Genomic DNA, 15,429 nt, shown 5'->3' with positions numbered 1-15,429 from the left:
GGCACTTTCGCTTATCTACACACCGTCACAGGCGACATTGCGCGAAAAATCCGGGGTAGTCCTTGATCAACGGATTGATCTGGAAGCACTCGATTCCGGAGAGTTCGGCGCCCGCGTGGAACGCCATCGAATAGCCATCACCGGCGTTGGTCGGGTTCTCGTAGGTGCCGTACAGGTAACCCGAGGCGGGCAACCCCAGCCGGCCGCACGGTCCGGTGGCGAGGATGACGGCCTTGGCGCCCACGACGACGAACTCTCCGGTGCGGCTGTTCAGCGCGGCGGCACCGACCGCGCGCCCGTTCTCGGTGAGTACGCGGACGGGAACCAGCCGGTTCTCGATGCGGATCTTCTCGCGCATCGATCGCTGCCGCAGCACCCGGTACAGCGCTTTTTTGACATCCTTGCCCTCCGGCATTGGCAGCACGTATGAGCCGGAGCGATGGACGCGCCGCACGGCGTACTCGCCGTGTTCATCCTTCTCGAACTTGACGCCGTACCGTTCCAGTCGCTGCACCATGGCAAAACCACGGGTAGCGGTCTGATAAATGGTGCGCTGGTTGACGATTCCGTCGTTGGCGCGGGTGATCTCGGCGACGTAGTCCTCGGGTGTGGCCTTGCCGGGGATGACGGCGTTGTTGACGCCGTCCATGCCCATGGCCAACGCACCGGAGTGCCGGACGTGGGCCTTCTCGAGCAGCAGGACCTGCGCACCGTTCTCGGCGGCGGTGAGCGCGGCCATCGTTCCGGCCGTGCCGCCACCGATCACGAGCACGTCGCAGTCGAGGCGCACGGCGTCTTCGAGCGCAGGAACTTCCACTAGCTGACCAACTCCGAATGATCGAGTGCAACAATGACTTCAGCACGCAGGGTGGCCCGGTTTACGCTGGTGTCGCGGGGCGATGGAACGTCGAGCAGTGCGCGCAGGGGTTGCCCCGCACGACCGAGCACGGCGATGCGGTCCCCGATGAGCAGGGCCTCGTCGACGTCGTGAGTGACGAAGACAACGGTCGTCGGGTGCGCACGCCAGGTCTCGATGAGCAGGCGCTGCATGGTGGCGCGGGTCTGCGTGTCGAGGGCGCCGAACGGTTCGTCCATCATGACCGCGCGCGGCGCCCCGGCCAGCCCGCGGGCGAGTTGCACACGCTGACGCATCCCGCCGGACAGACTCTTCGGCAGATACTTCTCAAACCCGGTCAGCCCGACGTCGGCGACCCACCGCAACGCCTCCTCGCGGCGGCCCTGGCGCGGGCGTCCGGCCAGTTTGAGCGCGAGCTCGACGTTCGATTGCACAGTCCGCCAGGGCAACAGCGCGTTGTCCTGGAAAACCATGGCGCGGTCGCGGGACGTGGTGGTGACGCGGTCACCGTCGCCGAGCACCTCTCCCCTGTCCGGTGGCAGCAAGCCGGCCAGTGCGCGCAGCACCGTCGACTTGCCGCAGCCCGATGGTCCGGTCAGCACCAGGATCTCGCCGGGCGCGACGTCGAGGTCCAGTCCGTCGACGACGGGCGCGCCGCCGTAGCTGAGCACGACGTCGCGCAGTTCCAGGGACATACCCGTCATCGCCCGTTCTCCTCACCGCGGGGCAGCCAACGGGTTACTCGCCGGCCGATGAGTTCGACGGCGGCAGACGTGACGAAGCCGAGCACGCCGATCGTGATGATGCCGACGAAGACGTCGGGATAGGCCAGCACGGTGTATGCCTGCCAGGTGCGGTAGCCGACGCCGAGACGTCCGGAGATCATCTCGGCGGAGATCACGCAGATCCACGCGACTCCGATGCCAACGGACAACCCGCCGAAGACACCGGGGAGGATGCCGGGCAACACAACTCGGGTGATGACGTCCCATCGGTTGCCGCCGAGCGTGCGCACCGAGTCCTCCCACAGCGTCGGCAGCGCCCGCACCGCGTGCCTGGTGCTCACCATGATGGGGAAGTACGCGGCGAGGAAGGTGATGAAGACGATCCCCGCCTCGTCGGTGGGGAACAGCAGGATCGCGACGGGCACGATCGCGATCGCGGGGATCGGTCGGGCAAGTTCGGTGAGCGGGCCGAAGACGTTGGCAAACGCGTTCGAGCGGCCGAGCAGAATGCCGGTGACGACACCCGCGACAGCAGCGAGAGCGAATCCGGTGAGGATGCGGATCAGTGACTGGCCCAAGTCCAGCCAGTAGTCCTGCGTACCCACCCGCGTGCCGAACGCGGAGACGATCTCGGTGACCGTCGGCAACGTGTCGAATCGCAGCCACAGCCGAACGTCGCTGGCGGTCAACAGCTGCCAGAGTGCGATGGCGGCCGCCACCGAGGCGATGCGCACCAGCCAGGATGACCAGGTCCTGCGGGCAGGTGCCTTGACGGTGGCGTCCGTCGGTGCGGCGACTGCGGGCGCGTCGGGTGTCAGCACCGCCGGCGCGGCCGTCACACCGCACCCACTAATGCCTGCTGGTACTCGACGACCGTCGCGCCGGGATGGCCGCCGATGTAGCGCTGCGCACCGGCGGGCGTACCGAACGGCAGAAAGTTACGACCATCCTGGACCCAGACGGACTTGTCGGCGAACCAACGCGTGCCGAACTCGCTGTCGGGGACGTAGGCCGCACGGACCTGCTCTCCGCGGGCGTTCGCCTCGCGCACGGCGCGCAACAGGCATCCGGGGTTCGCGGCAGCCTGGGTGGCGTCCCTGCCATTGATCCAGAGTTCGCTCGCCAGTTTCGGATCGGTGACCGCAACGTTGCAGACCGGATCCTGACCGCCCAGCGCTGACGGGTTCGTCGTCGTATTCAGCGCGGCTTCATAGTCCTGCCCACGCTCCGCGAACGCCTTGCGGATGGCGGTGTCGTCGACGAACTCGTCGATGTTCAGATCGGCGAAGTCCCCGATGGACTCGAGGTAGGGCACGTCGCCCTTGAACGCCTCGATGAGCGACGGCTTGAGCGTGGTGTCGAAGCTGGTGCCGCCGGGGCCGTTGTAGAGGTACACGACTTCCTGGGGCAGGCCGCTGCCCTCAGCGACGAGCCGGGCGGACTCCAGCGGGTTTTCGTTGAGGAAGTCGGTGGCGTCGAGTTGTGCCTGCAGGAACGCGTCGAGCACCTCGGGGTGTTGGCTCGCGTAGTCGCGGCGGACGACGACTCCGTGGAACGTCGGGTAGTCACCCTCGGCACCGTCGTAGAGCAGCTGGGCCTTGTCCTGGAAGACCAGCAGACCGGGCCATGCGACGAATTGTGAAAGTGCCTGCGCCTGTCCGGATTCCAGCGCCGACGCGCCGACCTGAGGCTGCTGGTTGAGTACCTCGACGCCGGTCTTGGGATCGATGCCGGCGTTGTCGAGTGCGCGGACCAACGTGCCGTGGCCCGCAGAGCCGACGCTGGCCGAGACCTTCTTACCCGCGAGATCGGTGATCGATCGGATGGGCGAGTTGGGCGGGACGACGACCATGTTCAGTGCGCCGGTCGGGCTGTAGCCGGTGACGGAGACGAACTCCGTGCGGGCGCGTTCGTTCGCCTGGGTCTTGGAGCCGTTGATGAGCAGCGGGTAGTCGCCCATCGAGCCGATATCGATCTTCTCGGCGACCATCTGGGCGGTGATAGGGGCGCCCGTGTCGTAGTCCTGCCACTGCACGTTGTAGTTCACTCCCGAGGAGTTGGAGACGTCCTCGAGCCGCTTCTCCAGGAAACCTTTGGCCTTCAACAGGGTTCCGGCGGTGACGGTGTTGATGGTCTTGGACTGATAGCCGATGACGACGTTGACGGTGTCTGCGGACTCGGACTGGGAGTCAAGCGAGCAGGCGGCCAATGAACCGGCGGTGAGGGCAACAGAGGCTATGGCGAGTATGCGCTTCATGAATGTTCCTGATTCTCAGCGGAGGAGGTAGGGCATGTTGACGGAGACAGCGCCGGTGGGGCAGCGCGCTGCGCAGGGACCGCAGTACCAACACTCGTCCACGTGCATGAAGGCCTTGCCGTTCTCGGGATTGATCGCCAAGGAGTCGAGTGGACAGATCTCGACGCACAATGTGCACCCTTCGATGCACAGCGACTCGTCGATGGTCACCGGCACATCGACACGCTGATTGACCTGGGCCATCAGTTTCCCCTAACCAGATTGCTGCGCAGCGTAATTCGATCCCCGCGCATGCGGATGTACTCGAGATCGACGGGCCGTCCGTCGTCCAGGTGGGTGAGGCGCTCCAACAGCAGGACCGGAGCACCGTCCGGGACCTGCAGGATGGCGGCTGAATGTGCATCGGCGGCAACAGATTCGACTGCAAGGGTGGCCCCGCCGAGGCGCCGCCCGGTGACCTGCTCGATGAGCGCGAAGACGTCGTTGACCTCGAGTGAATGCTCGATGACCTCGCGGCCGATGTCGGGAGCGAGGTAGGTCATGTCGAGTGACAGCGGGAGGTCACCGAGGTAGCGCAGACGCTCGATGAACACGACGGGCTCGGACGGGCTCAGCTGTAAGCGGTTCGCGACTGACGGTGGCGCAGCGACGTTCATGGTCGTGCGCACCTCGTTGCGGATCTCGCCGTAGCCCTTGAACGTCTCCTTGAGGCCGACGAGCGCGTCGAGACCGTGGTCGTACTTGCGGATGGCGACATGGGTGCCCGTGCGGGGACCGCGGTCGATGAGGCCCTCGTCCTTGAGCGCAGCCAGCGCCTCACGGACGGTGTTGCGGGAAACGAAGAATTCGCTCGCCAGGTCCTGCTCGGTGGGCAGTCCGTCGGAGTAGCCGCCCGCATGAATCTGGTGCCTCAGGACATCGGCGACCAGGCGCGCCTGGTCGGCTCGGGGTCGGCGGATCGGCGTCGGTTCGGCATGCTGCGCGCGGGCTTCTTGGCTGGCCACGGTCACCTCCAGGGGGCTGTCGTCGTGTGACTGACCTGGTCGGTGACGTTATCGGTGGATGCGGTGGCCGCCGACCAACCGCATTGAGGGATCGGCGCGGCTCAGGTGAATGCGCCGGTCCACAGCCTCGCCGACCTGCCGTTAGGCCTCGTACGACAGCCATTGCGCCAGTGCTCCGGCGTCGAGAGGTTTCAAATCGCGGTGAGCAGAACGGTGCGGATCGGCGGTGAGCGCCGTCTCTGCGAAGGGGCAGCGACGCGGCGAGCATGATGTAGCCATGCGCCACGAAGTGACCACCGTCGCCGACCTCCGCGCGATTGTCGGGGAACCTCAGCAGGCGGTCGCCAACAAGGTCAAGGACAGGTTGTCCCCTGTCCAGCGGGACTGGCTGGCGCACTCGCCGCTCGGCTTCGTCGCGACCACCGATGCGCAGGGCCGCGTCGATGTGTCACCGAAAGGCGACCCGCCCGGCTTCGTTCACGTCATCGACGACACGACGGTCGCGATCCCCGAGCGCCCGGGCAACAAGCGCGTCGACGGCTACCTCAACGTGTTGCAGCGCCCGCAGGTCGGCACGCTGTTTCTGATACCGGGCCGCGGCGACACACTGCGCATCAATGGCTCCGCGCGAATCCTCTCTGACGCAGACTATTTCGATGCCATGGTGGTGAACGGTAACCGGCCCATCCTCGCGTTGGAGATAGACATCGAAGAGGTGTTCTTCCACTGCGCCAAGGCTTTTATGCGGTCGGACACTTGGGATCCGTCAAGTTGGAATCCGACGGCCTTGCCGAGCGTCGCCGAACTCGCCAAGGCCGTCCGCACCGACTGGACGCAAGCCCAGCTCGAGGAGTACTACAGCGACGACAACTATCGCAGGCAGCTCTACTAGAACTGGTTGACGCCGCCATCGACGGGGATGTCGGCAACGGTGGTGAAGCTGCTCAGATCCTCGCGTTGGTGTTGGAGGAGTTCAGGATGATGGGGAGGTGCTCCTCGGTGATGTGCCCGATCGGGGCGACGTCGATGACCGCTGTCGTGCCCTCGAGTAGTGCAATGGTGGATGGGTAGGGTCGTTCAGATGGCGGCCACTTCTCACCGACGAGAAATCGTGGCGGTCGCCGTCGGAGTTGTCCTTGTCATCGCGGCATTCGTGGTGCCGCACCTGGACCTCGGCATCGTCACCCCCCTGATCAATGCCACCCCGGAACGCTTCCGCGACTTCGCGGGCACCGCGCCGATCTTCGGGTGGTGGAATGCCCACGTCGGCTGGGGCACTGTCCCCGCCGTCGTGATCGGCGCCGCGGCGGTGTGGTGGGGACCGTCGGTGGCGCGGCGGCTGCCGTGGCGATGGGTGCCGTGGGTCACGTGGGCGACGGCGTGCGCATGGGCGTTTTCGCTCGCCATGATCGACGGCTGGGAACGCGGTTTCGCCGGTCGGCTCACCGCGCGGCATGAGTATCTGCGCCAGGTACCCACCATCACCGATATCCCGGAGGCGGTGCGCACCTTCGCGAGCAGAATCCTGGATTACCAGCCTGATTCGTGGATCACCCACGTGTCGGGCCATCCTCCGGGAGCGCTGCTGTCGTTTGTCTGGCTCGACCGCATCGGGCTGGGCGGTGGCGGATGGGCGGCGCTGCTGTGCCTGCTCGTCGGTTCGAGCGCGGCAGCCGCGATCGTGGTCGCGGTGCGCGCACTCGCCAATGAGGACGTCGCGCGGATGGCGGCACCGTTCACGGCGGTTGCGCCTACGGCGATCTGGATCGCCGTGTCCGCCGACGGCTACTTCGCCGGTGTGGCGGCGTGGGGTATCGCGTTGCTGGCGTTGGCGGCTCGGCGCACCGTGCGCTGGCCGATGCTGGCGGCGGCCGGTTCCGGGCTGCTGCTGGGGTGGGGCATCTTCCTCAACTACGGCTTGGGTCTCATGGCAGCTCCCGCCGTCGCGGTGTTGCTCGCGGCGGTGGACTGGCGGGCGGCGCTGCGCGCGCTGATCCCTGCGGTGCTGGTCGCGCTCGTCGTTGTCGCGGTCTTCGCCGCCGCGGGGTTCTGGTGGTTCGACGGGTATGTCCTTGTGCAGGAACGCTATTGGCAGGGCATCGCGAACGACCGCCCGTTCCAGTACTGGTCGTGGGCGAATTTCGCGTCGGTGGTGTGCGCGATCGGGCTGGGCAGCGTGGCGGGACTCGGCCGCGTCTTCGACCGGGCCGCGATCAGGCTGCGGCCGGGTCTGCATCTGGTCGTGCTGGGAGCGCTGGTCGCGATCGTGTTCGCGGACCTGTCCATGCTGAGCAAGGCCGAAACGGAACGCATCTGGCTGCCGTTCACGATTTGGCTGACGGCGGCCGGGGCACTGTTGCCGCCACGTTCGCAGCGGTGGTGGCTGGCCGTCAACGTGGTCGGCGCGCTCGCGCTGAACCATCTGATCCTGACGAATTGGTGACGTCGTCGCTGACTATTCGGTGACGCACTGCTCGATTCCCGGCAACCGGTGGCTTGTGGGTCGACAATCGGATGCGAACGAACGCGCGACTCACGCCACTCAAGGTGGGACGGACACCCGAGCACATGGACCATTCCGAGGAGCCTGATGGAGCGCCGACAGACGCGCCCGGATACGGATTCCCCCGACGCCTGTGGCGCGGTCTGGACGAGCATCCGCCACCGGGCCTGAAACGCGCCACGCGCTGGCGCAGTCCGCTGCGCGGCCTATGGCTGACGTCTGCGCTCGGGTCTGTACTGCTGATCACCCTTCCGGTGGTGACGATCACCGGTCTGCTTTCGTACATCGCGTACGGGCCGCAGTTCGGCCAGGCGATTCCGGGCGACGTCGGCTGGCTCAAGTTACCGACGTTCGACTGGCCGACCGACCCGTCATGGCTGTACCGGCTCAACCAAGGCCTGCATGTCGGGCTCGGGCTGATCCTGATCCCGATTGTGCTGGCCAAACTCTGGTCGGTGATTCCGCGACTCTTCGCATGGCCACCGTCACGCTCGGTGGCACAGTTGCTCGAACGCATTTCGCTGCTGATGCTTGTCGGTGGGATCCTGTTCGAGATCATCACCGGCGTCCTCAACATCCAGTACGACTACATCTTCGGCTTCAGCTTCTATACGGCCCATTACTACGGAGCATGGGTCTTCATCGCGGGCTTCGTGATTCACATCGCCATCAAGATTCCGCGCATGCGGCTAGGGCTTCGATCGATGTCCATGCGACGCGTGTTGCGCACCAACACCAGGGACACCCGACCCGAACCGTACGAACCCGACGGGCTCGTGGCAGCCGAACCCGGACCCGCCACGATCAGCCGCCGCGGCGCCCTCGCCCTCGTCGGCGGTGGCGCGGTGTTCATGGCAGTCATCACCGCCGGCCAGACGCTGGGCGGCTGGACTCGGCAGACAGCACTGCTGTTGCCCCGCGGGCGGACCCACGGCGACGGGCCAAACGACTTCCAGATCAACCGCACGGCCGCCGCGGCCCGGATCACCCCCGACTTGACCGGCGAACGCTGGCGCCTGACCCTGACCGGTGGGCCGTCGCCGGTCGTTCTCGACCGCGCGATGCTCACCGCGATGTCGCAGCACACCGCACGATTGCCGATCGCCTGCGTCGAGGGCTGGTCGACCACCGAGACGTGGACCGGGGTGCCACTGCGGGATCTGGCAAGGCTCGCCGGCATTCCCGAACCGCGGTCCGCATTCGTGCGCTCAGTGGAACGTTTTGGCGCGTTCAACCGCGCCACCCTGCAGGCCAACCAGGTGATGCACCCGGATTCGTTGCTTGCGCTTCGTGTCAACGACGCCGACCTGTCCCTCGATCACGGCTTTCCAGCACGAATCATCGTTCCGGCATTGCCAGGCGTGCACAACACCAAATGGGTCGCATCCATCGATTTCAGGGCGAAGTGACATGTCACTGAACGGATTTCACCGCGTCTACGGGTCGCATCCACTGCACCTGCTGACGCTGGTCGCAGGTTTCGCGCTCTTCGGATACGTCATCGCGACAATCAAGCCAGAGACGTTGTGGAACCCCAACGTGTGGTGGCAGTCGATCGCAGTGTGGTTCGCCGCCGCGATCATCGCTCACGACCTCGTTCTGTTTCCAATCTATGCACTGGCGGACCGACTGCTGACAGCCAATCGGCGTCCAGTCGCAAATGTGCCTGTGCTCAACTTCATCCGGGTACCCACGCTGGGAGCTGCGCTGACGCTGGTGGTCTTTTTGCCCGGCATCATCGAACAAGGCGCGCCGACGTATCTGGCCGCCACCGGACAGACCCAGGAACCTTTCCTCGGTCGGTGGCTGCTGCTGAGCGCGGCCATGTTCGCCGCGAGTGCCATCGCGTTCGCGATCAAGCTCCTTCTCAGCCGGGCGAAATCCAGTGGCCCGCAGAAAAGGACGGTCCGAAGTGCCGAATCGGCCGATTGAGGCGATGGGGGCGCTGCTCGCCGTGATTGCGGTCGTGACAGGCTGCGGCGGAGGTGCGACACCGGAGCAGACATCCGCGCCGCGGTCCTCACGTGCGCCCGCCGCCGAACCCGCTCCGGCCGGGGCGCCGACGGTGCCACCGGTCGGCAGGGTCGTGCCGATCCCCGGCGGGCCCGAGGGCATCGTCATCGGCAGATCGGGGACCGCTGCGATCGCCGTACGTAATCCCCCCGGCGTGACGTTGGTGGACAGCACAACCGGGGTCGTTCGCCAGACCGTCCAGATGGGCGGAGCTGCACGGCATTTGAGCCTCGCCGGGGCCGACGGGCCAGTGTTGGTCCCGTTGGAGTCGTCCGACGAATTGGTCGAAATGAGGCTTGCCGATGGCGACGTGGTATCCAGGACCGCCGGCGTCGGGCGGCAGCCTCACGATTCAGTGCGCACGTCCGACGGCACGGTCGTCGTGACCAACGAGATGGGTGGCGGTGTGGTGTTCGTTCGGGACGGGGCCGTCGTCGGATCCCTACCCGCGGGTCCGCCGCAGCCCGGTGGCGCCGCGGCGGTCGGGAAGTACGCGGCCGTGGCCGACGTGCAGGGCAACGGAGTGTGGGTTTATGACGGATCGATCCGGGAGCAAGTGGCGCAAGGGCCGGTCGGTACCAAGCTGACGCACGCGGTGGCGTTGTCCGACGACCTCGTCGCATTCGCCGACACCGATGGCGGCGCCGTGCTCATCGAACGCATCACGCCGCAGATCAGCGAGCTGGCCAAGGTCGAGTCGCCGGGCAAGCCCTACGGGCTGGCATACGACCCCGATCGTCGACGGCTTTTCGTCACCCTGACCGCCACCAACCAACTGCAGGTGATCGACGTGGCCGATCCCGCCACACCACGGATCGCCGGCACCGTTCCGACGGTGCAACAACCCAATTCGGTCGCGGTGGAACCACGTTCGGGTGCGGTACTGATCACAGGAAGCAGCCCCAACGGGTCGCTGCAGATCATCACCGAGGATCTGTTACCCCGGTGATCGTCACGGCAAAGCCAGCGTCGCCACGACACGCCCGCCGATCGTCTGCATACCCGTCATCACCAATCCTGCGTCCTTGGCGAGCGAGGCGGCGGAATCGATGCCGACCAATGCCCAACGAAACCACGGTCCGATAGTCCGGCTGGACTCCAGTCGCACCCAGCTGGTTCGGATTCCCATTGCCTCCGAATCGAATTCGGCCACGCACTTGCCACCGTGACCCAACAACTCGGCTGCTCTTCTCAGCATCCGCAGTGGGTCACCACCCAACCCCACGTTTCCGTCGGCGAGCAGTACTGTCTGCCAGCGTCCGATCCCCGGCAATGGTCCGAACACGTCTCGTCGGAGCACCGGAGCACCGTTGCGCCGCGCCAAGTCGATGGCCGTCGCCGACTGATCGACCCCGAGCGCGGGAATGCCACACCGGATGAGTTCAGTCACGAATCGACCAGGACCACAACCCAAGTCGATCGTCGGACCAGTGCACAGTTCCAGCACGGCACTGTCGAACTTGTCGTCGGCGTGCTTCCCTCCGAGCCACCGTCGCACCGGTAACCGTCGGACTTCGCCGTCGTCGCGCCTGATCCAGCACCGCTCACCGTCGAGAGCGCGGTCATAAAGGTGGCCCAGCATGTCAGGCATGCACCCCCTCGGTGACGCGGGCGAAATGACTGTCCGCGGAGCACATCCGCCGGACCGACGCGATGTCCGCCACGGTATCGACATCCCCCAACTCGGCGACCCGCGTGACCTCGATTCCCTTGGACCACAACGCGGCCAGCGTCAACGCCCCGGTGTCGGGTTGCGACATCGGCACCGTCCGAAGGCAATCCGCCATCGCGGCGTCGGACACTCCCAGCACCCACCATCCACCGTCGTCGGCGAGGCCGAGCACCGCGCCGGTGCCCATCAGTTCATGGGCGCATTCGGTGAGCATGTCGGCCGACACCTGCGGCGTGTCCATACCGATCTGCAGCACCGTTCGAATGCCCGTCGCTGCCGCCGCGTCGATGTGCGCATTGGCGAGCCGGTCGGCGAAACCATCCCCGCGCTGCGGCACCACCGTGAACGATTCCAGGCGGCTACGGATCGTCGCCGATGCCCGCGCGGAATCGAGGTCGCCTGTCATCGCCACCACGCGCGCCTGTACCGGCGTGGCGGCGACCGCGTCGAGGGTGTCCAGCAGCGCAGCGGCCGCGATGTCGGCGGCCACCCGATCCCCTAGCGAGGCGGCCAGCCGCGTCTTCGCCAATCCGGGCACGGGCGCCTTCGCCACCACCAGGGCGACCACCGGAATCACGAAATCACCCGCCAGAAATCGACGGCCGCGACCACGCTGCCGCGCATCGAACCGCTCACCTTCGATTTTCCCCCGGTTCTGGGTCCGTAGTCCACGTCGCGTTCGACGACGTTCCAACCCGCGGCAGCGGCCCGCACCAACAGTTCGAGCGGATATCCGGACCTGCGGTCCTGCACGCCGAGCCCCAATAGCGCGTCGCGACGGACCACCCGCATCGGCGCGATGTCGTGCACCGGCAGACCGTGCTTGCGACGCAGCCGCCAGCACACCGCAGCGGTCCCGGCGCGGGCATGCCACGGCCAGGTCAGCCCCTTCACAGCACGCCGCCGTCCGATCGCCATATCCGCTCCACGTTCGAGATCGTCGACCAATTTCGGCAGGTCACGCGGATCAAGCGAGCCGTCGGCGTCGATGACCGCCACGACCGGCGTCGTCGCCGCCACGATCCCGGCGTGCACCGCGGAGCCGTATCCCGGGCGGGGCTCGGCAACCACGTCCGCACCGTGCCGTCGGGCCACCTCGGCGGTGCCGTCGGTGCTGTTGTTGTCGACCACCAGGGTCTGGTACCCAGGCGGGATCGCCGCCAGCACCCCCGGCAGCGACGCGGCCTCGTTGAGGCACGGCAGCACCACCGTGACGGGACAGTCGGGCATGGTTCGAGGCTAACCACCCTCGCGCTGGTCAAACAGGGTGACCCATGACGAATTCATTACGTTGCTGCAGGTCGCGGGTGTGCGGGGCTAACCTCGGGGGGTGACTCGGGTGTTGATCGCCGACGACGACACCGTCGTGCGCGATGTCGTGCGCCGGTATCTGGAGCGCGATGGCCTCGAGGTGTCGATCGCCCACGACGGAACGGAGGCGCTGCGGCTGCTCGGCTCGCAGCGCATCGACGTCGCGGTATTGGACGTGATGATGCCCGGACCTGACGGCCTCACGCTGTGCCGCAGCCTGAGGCAGCGCGGCGGTTACGCGATTCCGGTGATCCTGCTGACCGCGCTCGGTGAAGAGGACGACCGGATCGCGGGTCTGGAGGCCGGCGCCGACGACTATCTGACCAAACCGTTCAGTCCGCGCGAACTGGCGCTGCGGGTCCGGTCGGTGCTGCGGCGTGCTCCTGCGCAGTCAGGCCCCCCACCGCTCGACATCACGGTGGGCGGGCTGAGCGTGTCGGCAGCCGCGCGCTCGGCGACCGTGTCCGGGCACCCGGTATCGCTGACCAACCGCGAATTCGACCTGCTGATGTTCTTCCTCACACACACCGACACCGTGTTCTCCCGTGAGGAACTGCTGAAACAGGTGTGGCGCTGGGACTTCGGCGATCTGTCGACGGTGACGGTGCATGTGAAGCGGCTGAGGTCCAAGCTCGGAGACGCGCACCGGTTGCAGACCGTGTGGGGCAAGGGCTACCTCTGGAGCAGCGCCGACGAACAGCAGGCTCATGCCCACTGACCTGTGGGAGATCGCCTGGTGGGCGTTCGCCTGCTCGGTGCCGGTGGTTCTCGCCGGAGCGATCATCATCCGGTTGGCACGGTCGTGGTCGTTGGCCGTCAGCATGGTGGCGCTGGTGCTCATCCCGGTACTGGCGACGTTCTCCGGAGTGCTGGGCGCGAGCGGGTTCATGCTCACCGAGACGTTTGAACAGACGGCGGTCGTGCTGGTCATCGTCGCGGTGGTCACGATTCCGGCGGCGGTGATGTTGGCGCGCTACCAAGCCCGGCGCACCGTCTGGGAGCAGGAGATCCGCGATTCCGAACGGGCCGCAGAGCAGTCGCGGCGGCGGCTGGTGGCCTTCGTCAGCCACGACCTGCGCACACCGCTGGCCGGGATCCGCGCGGTGTCCGAGGCCATCGCCGACGGTGTGGTTCCCGAATCAGAGGTGCAGGTGCACGCCAAAACGATTGAGCAGGAATCGATTCGGCTCGCCGATATGGTCGACGATCTGTTCGAGATGTCGAAGATCAATGCAGGCGCGATACGACCCGCGCTGGACAAGGTGGCGCTGGACGAGGTCGTCGACGACGTCCTGGCTGCACACCGGATCGCCGCCGAGCGCGCCGGCGTGCACCTGACGGCCGAATTGCCGTCCAAGGCGGTACGGGTGGTGGGTAGCGACCGGGCTTTGGTCCGGGTGTTGTCCAACCTGGTGGCCAACGCCATCGCGCATACACCGGAGGGCGGGGAGGTTCTGCTCTCACTCGGTGCCGACGACAACGGCGCGTGGGCCCGCGTGGACGACACCGGCGTCGGCATCGCCGAGGCTGACCTACCGCGGGTGTTCGATGTCGCATACCGCGGCTCCAACAACCGTGTGCCACGCTCGGATTCGTCGCTGCCCAGCGGATCCGGACTCGGCCTCGCCATCGCCGCGGGTCTCGTTCAGGCCCATCGCGGCACTCTGACCGCGCACAACCTCGACGCCGGCGCACGGTTCGAGGTGCGGTTGCCGCTGGCGGCCGAGGATTAATCCACAGCGAATGCTCGCCACATTCCGGGCACACCCTTCAATTGGTGCTCACCGCGATCGGTGAAGCGCAGTCGGGAACCGAGCACCAATGGCGGGATCACCCCCGATACAAACACCTCGCCAGAGCCGGCCAACGCCATGATGCGGGCCGCAACATGGACCGCGATGCCATGGATGTCGCCGTCGGATTTCTCGACCTCTCCGGTGTGCAGACCCACACGGACTTCCAAGCCGAGATCTTCGACCGCGTCGCGTATCGCGCATCCGCATTCGATCGCGCGCGCGGGACCATCGAATGTCGCGAGCGCACCGTCGCCGGTGAACTTGACGACTTCACCACGCCAGCTGGCCACACTTCGATCGACGACGCGGTCATGGGCGGCAAGCACTTTCGTCCAAGCTTCATCGCCGAGCTGCGCAGCACGTCGGGTCGAGCCCACAATGTCGGTGAACAACACCGTGGCCAGCACGCGGTTGGACGGTGGCGCACCGCGTTGGCCGGTGAGAAATGTTTCCACCTCGTCGAGCAGGCTGTCGGCATCGCCGGCGAACCACACGCTGTCCTCGCCGTCGAACTCGACCAGTCGAGCATCGGGAATCCGCCCGACGATGTCCTGGGCATGACCGTCGCGTACGTGGCGATCGCCGCGACGGCGCACCACCAGCGTCGGCGCCTGGATACTGCCGAGCAGAGGGCGGACGTCGGTGCGCGCGAACAGGTCGAACGCCCGCACCCAGTCCCCGGGTCCGCCCGCGAGGCGTTCATTGCGGCCCCACCAACGCCTCTTGGCGGCGTCGTTGGTCCAACTCGGCGCCAACACGTCGACGAGCGCTCCCGTCCCGACATTGCGACCGAACGCCTCGTTGAACCGAGCGAGCTCGGACTCGGGTAGTCCGAACGACTGGCCGGCAGTGCGGAGAAAGTTTGCGTAGGGACTGGAAAGCACAAGCGAGCGAATCCGCTGAGGATGGGTGGCGGCCAACAACATGACAGACAGCCCTGACTCCGTCATCGAGAACACCGACGCTCGCTCGCTCCCGACCGCATCGAGCACCGAAACGAGGCCGTCGGTCCAGACCTGCATCGAAGGATTGTCGGCCGGCGCCGAATCGGAGCTGCCGATCCCGAGCAGATCGGTCAGGATCAAACGACTGAACGACGCCAGGCGGTGAAGATGTCCGGCGACAGCGGCGTCGTCCCACACCAGGTCGATCGGGAAGTTCGGACTCGGTACCAACAGTAGGTCGGGACCTTTGTCGCCGAGGACCTGGTACGCGAAGTGGACACCGTTGTCCTGCGCGTACAGCGTCTCCGGCACGCCCCCCATGGCAAGAGCATGCCATCTGAACGCCGC

At 66.5% G+C, this 15,429-nt stretch carries 16 protein-coding genes and 1 pseudogene; 7 read left to right on the top strand and 10 right to left on the bottom strand.

The annotated features are described in order from the left end of the window. Window positions 1-49: 49 nt before the first annotated feature. From M1248_RS18665 to M1248_RS18640, 6 genes and pseudogenes are all read right to left on the bottom strand, one after another. Window positions 50-817: pseudogene (locus M1248_RS18665) on the bottom strand (FAD-dependent oxidoreductase); the annotation flags it as partial. After that, the gene (locus tag M1248_RS18660) at window positions 817-1,560 is read right to left on the bottom strand and encodes an ABC transporter ATP-binding protein (RefSeq protein WP_317149318.1); all 744 of its coding nucleotides are present in this window, start codon (window positions 1,558-1,560) and stop codon (window positions 817-819) included. The pseudogene M1248_RS18665 and the gene M1248_RS18660, both read right to left, overlap by 1 nt. Beyond that, window positions 1,557-2,402: an ABC transporter permease gene (locus tag M1248_RS18655; protein WP_317149329.1), complete on the bottom strand. Its 846-nt coding sequence runs from the start codon at window positions 2,400-2,402 to the stop codon at window positions 1,557-1,559. The genes M1248_RS18660 and M1248_RS18655 overlap by 4 nt, the downstream gene beginning before the upstream one ends. A 14-nt stretch (window positions 2,403-2,416) precedes the next feature. Further along, the gene (locus M1248_RS18650; protein WP_317149317.1) at window positions 2,417-3,838 is read right to left on the bottom strand and encodes an ABC transporter substrate-binding protein; all 1,422 of its coding nucleotides are present in this window, start codon (window positions 3,836-3,838) and stop codon (window positions 2,417-2,419) included. Between the two features lie 15 nt (window positions 3,839-3,853). Then, entirely contained in the window at window positions 3,854-4,081 is a 228-nt protein-coding gene (locus M1248_RS18645) for a ferredoxin family protein (protein ID WP_099038114.1), read from the bottom strand. After that, a complete protein-coding gene (locus M1248_RS18640) occupies window positions 4,081-4,842 on the bottom strand; it encodes a GntR family transcriptional regulator (protein ID WP_163734653.1) in 762 nt (253 codons plus the stop codon). Before M1248_RS18640 ends, M1248_RS18645 begins: the two co-directional genes overlap by 1 nt. A gap of 277 nt (window positions 4,843-5,119) precedes the next feature. Between M1248_RS18640 and M1248_RS18635 the strand changes: the two genes are divergently transcribed. The 5 genes from M1248_RS18635 (at window position 5,120) to M1248_RS18615 (ending at window position 10,307) form a co-directional block, all read left to right on the top strand. Beyond that, window positions 5,120-5,734 (top strand): pyridoxamine 5'-phosphate oxidase family protein, encoded by a 615-nt coding sequence (locus tag M1248_RS18635; protein ID WP_163734648.1) that lies wholly within the window; start codon window positions 5,120-5,122, stop codon window positions 5,732-5,734. A 189-nt stretch (window positions 5,735-5,923) separates the two neighbouring features. Next, window positions 5,924-7,285, top strand: a complete 1,362-nt coding sequence (locus tag M1248_RS18630; RefSeq protein ID WP_317149316.1) for a hypothetical protein — start codon at window positions 5,924-5,926, stop codon at window positions 7,283-7,285. Window positions 7,286-7,410: 125 nt separating this feature from the next. Beyond that, window positions 7,411-8,754 (top strand): molybdopterin-dependent oxidoreductase, encoded by a 1,344-nt coding sequence (locus M1248_RS18625; protein WP_317149328.1) that lies wholly within the window; start codon window positions 7,411-7,413, stop codon window positions 8,752-8,754. Window position 8,755: 1 nt separating this feature from the next. Continuing rightward, window positions 8,756-9,277 (top strand): hypothetical protein, encoded by a 522-nt coding sequence (locus tag M1248_RS18620; RefSeq protein ID WP_317149315.1) that lies wholly within the window; start codon window positions 8,756-8,758, stop codon window positions 9,275-9,277. Next, on the top strand, window positions 9,258-10,307 hold the full coding sequence (locus M1248_RS18615; RefSeq protein ID WP_317149314.1) for a hypothetical protein: 1,050 nt from the start codon (window positions 9,258-9,260) through the stop codon (window positions 10,305-10,307). The genes M1248_RS18620 and M1248_RS18615 overlap by 20 nt, the downstream gene beginning before the upstream one ends. A 3-nt stretch (window positions 10,308-10,310) precedes the next feature. On the opposite strand, the gene M1248_RS18610 is transcribed toward M1248_RS18615, so the two are convergent. Genes M1248_RS18610 through M1248_RS18600 form a run of 3 tightly spaced genes read right to left on the bottom strand, consistent with a single transcriptional unit; the run spans window position 10,311 to window position 12,260 of the window. Beyond that, a complete protein-coding gene (locus M1248_RS18610; protein ID WP_317149327.1) occupies window positions 10,311-10,940 on the bottom strand; it encodes a class I SAM-dependent methyltransferase in 630 nt (209 codons plus the stop codon). Between the two features lies 1 nt (window position 10,941). Then, window positions 10,942-11,607, bottom strand: coding sequence for a DUF2064 domain-containing protein (locus M1248_RS18605; protein WP_317149313.1), 666 nt, complete (start codon window positions 11,605-11,607; stop codon window positions 10,942-10,944). Beyond that, on the bottom strand, window positions 11,604-12,260 hold the full coding sequence (locus M1248_RS18600) for a glycosyltransferase family 2 protein (protein WP_317149312.1): 657 nt from the start codon (window positions 12,258-12,260) through the stop codon (window positions 11,604-11,606). Before M1248_RS18600 ends, M1248_RS18605 begins: the two co-directional genes overlap by 4 nt. Window positions 12,261-12,360: 100 nt before the next feature. On the opposite strand from M1248_RS18600, the gene M1248_RS18595 reads away from it, so the two are divergent. Together M1248_RS18595 and M1248_RS18590 are read left to right on the top strand one after the other, a co-directional pair. Next, entirely contained in the window at window positions 12,361-13,059 is a 699-nt protein-coding gene (locus tag M1248_RS18595) for a response regulator transcription factor (protein WP_163734631.1), read from the top strand. Beyond that, window positions 13,049-14,074 carry a sensor histidine kinase gene (locus M1248_RS18590; protein ID WP_163734628.1) on the top strand — a complete coding sequence of 342 codons (1,026 nt, stop codon included), beginning with the start codon at window positions 13,049-13,051 and terminating at the stop codon, window positions 14,072-14,074. Before M1248_RS18595 ends, M1248_RS18590 begins: the two co-directional genes overlap by 11 nt. Here the strand turns inward: M1248_RS18590 and M1248_RS18585 are convergent. Beyond that, complete coding sequence (locus tag M1248_RS18585) at window positions 14,071-15,402, bottom strand: adenylate/guanylate cyclase domain-containing protein (RefSeq protein WP_317149311.1); 1,332 nt, start codon at window positions 15,400-15,402, stop codon at window positions 14,071-14,073. The genes M1248_RS18590 and M1248_RS18585 overlap by 4 nt on opposite strands. Window positions 15,403-15,429 lie beyond the last annotated feature (27 nt).

The sequence above is a fragment of the Mycobacterium sp. 29Ha genome (assembly GCF_032883055.1).
Classification (GTDB): Bacteria; Actinomycetota; Actinomycetes; order Mycobacteriales; family Mycobacteriaceae; genus Mycobacterium; species Mycobacterium gallinarum.
Note: the sequence above shows the minus strand (reverse complement) of the source record. Positions and strands in the feature narration are given on the sequence as shown.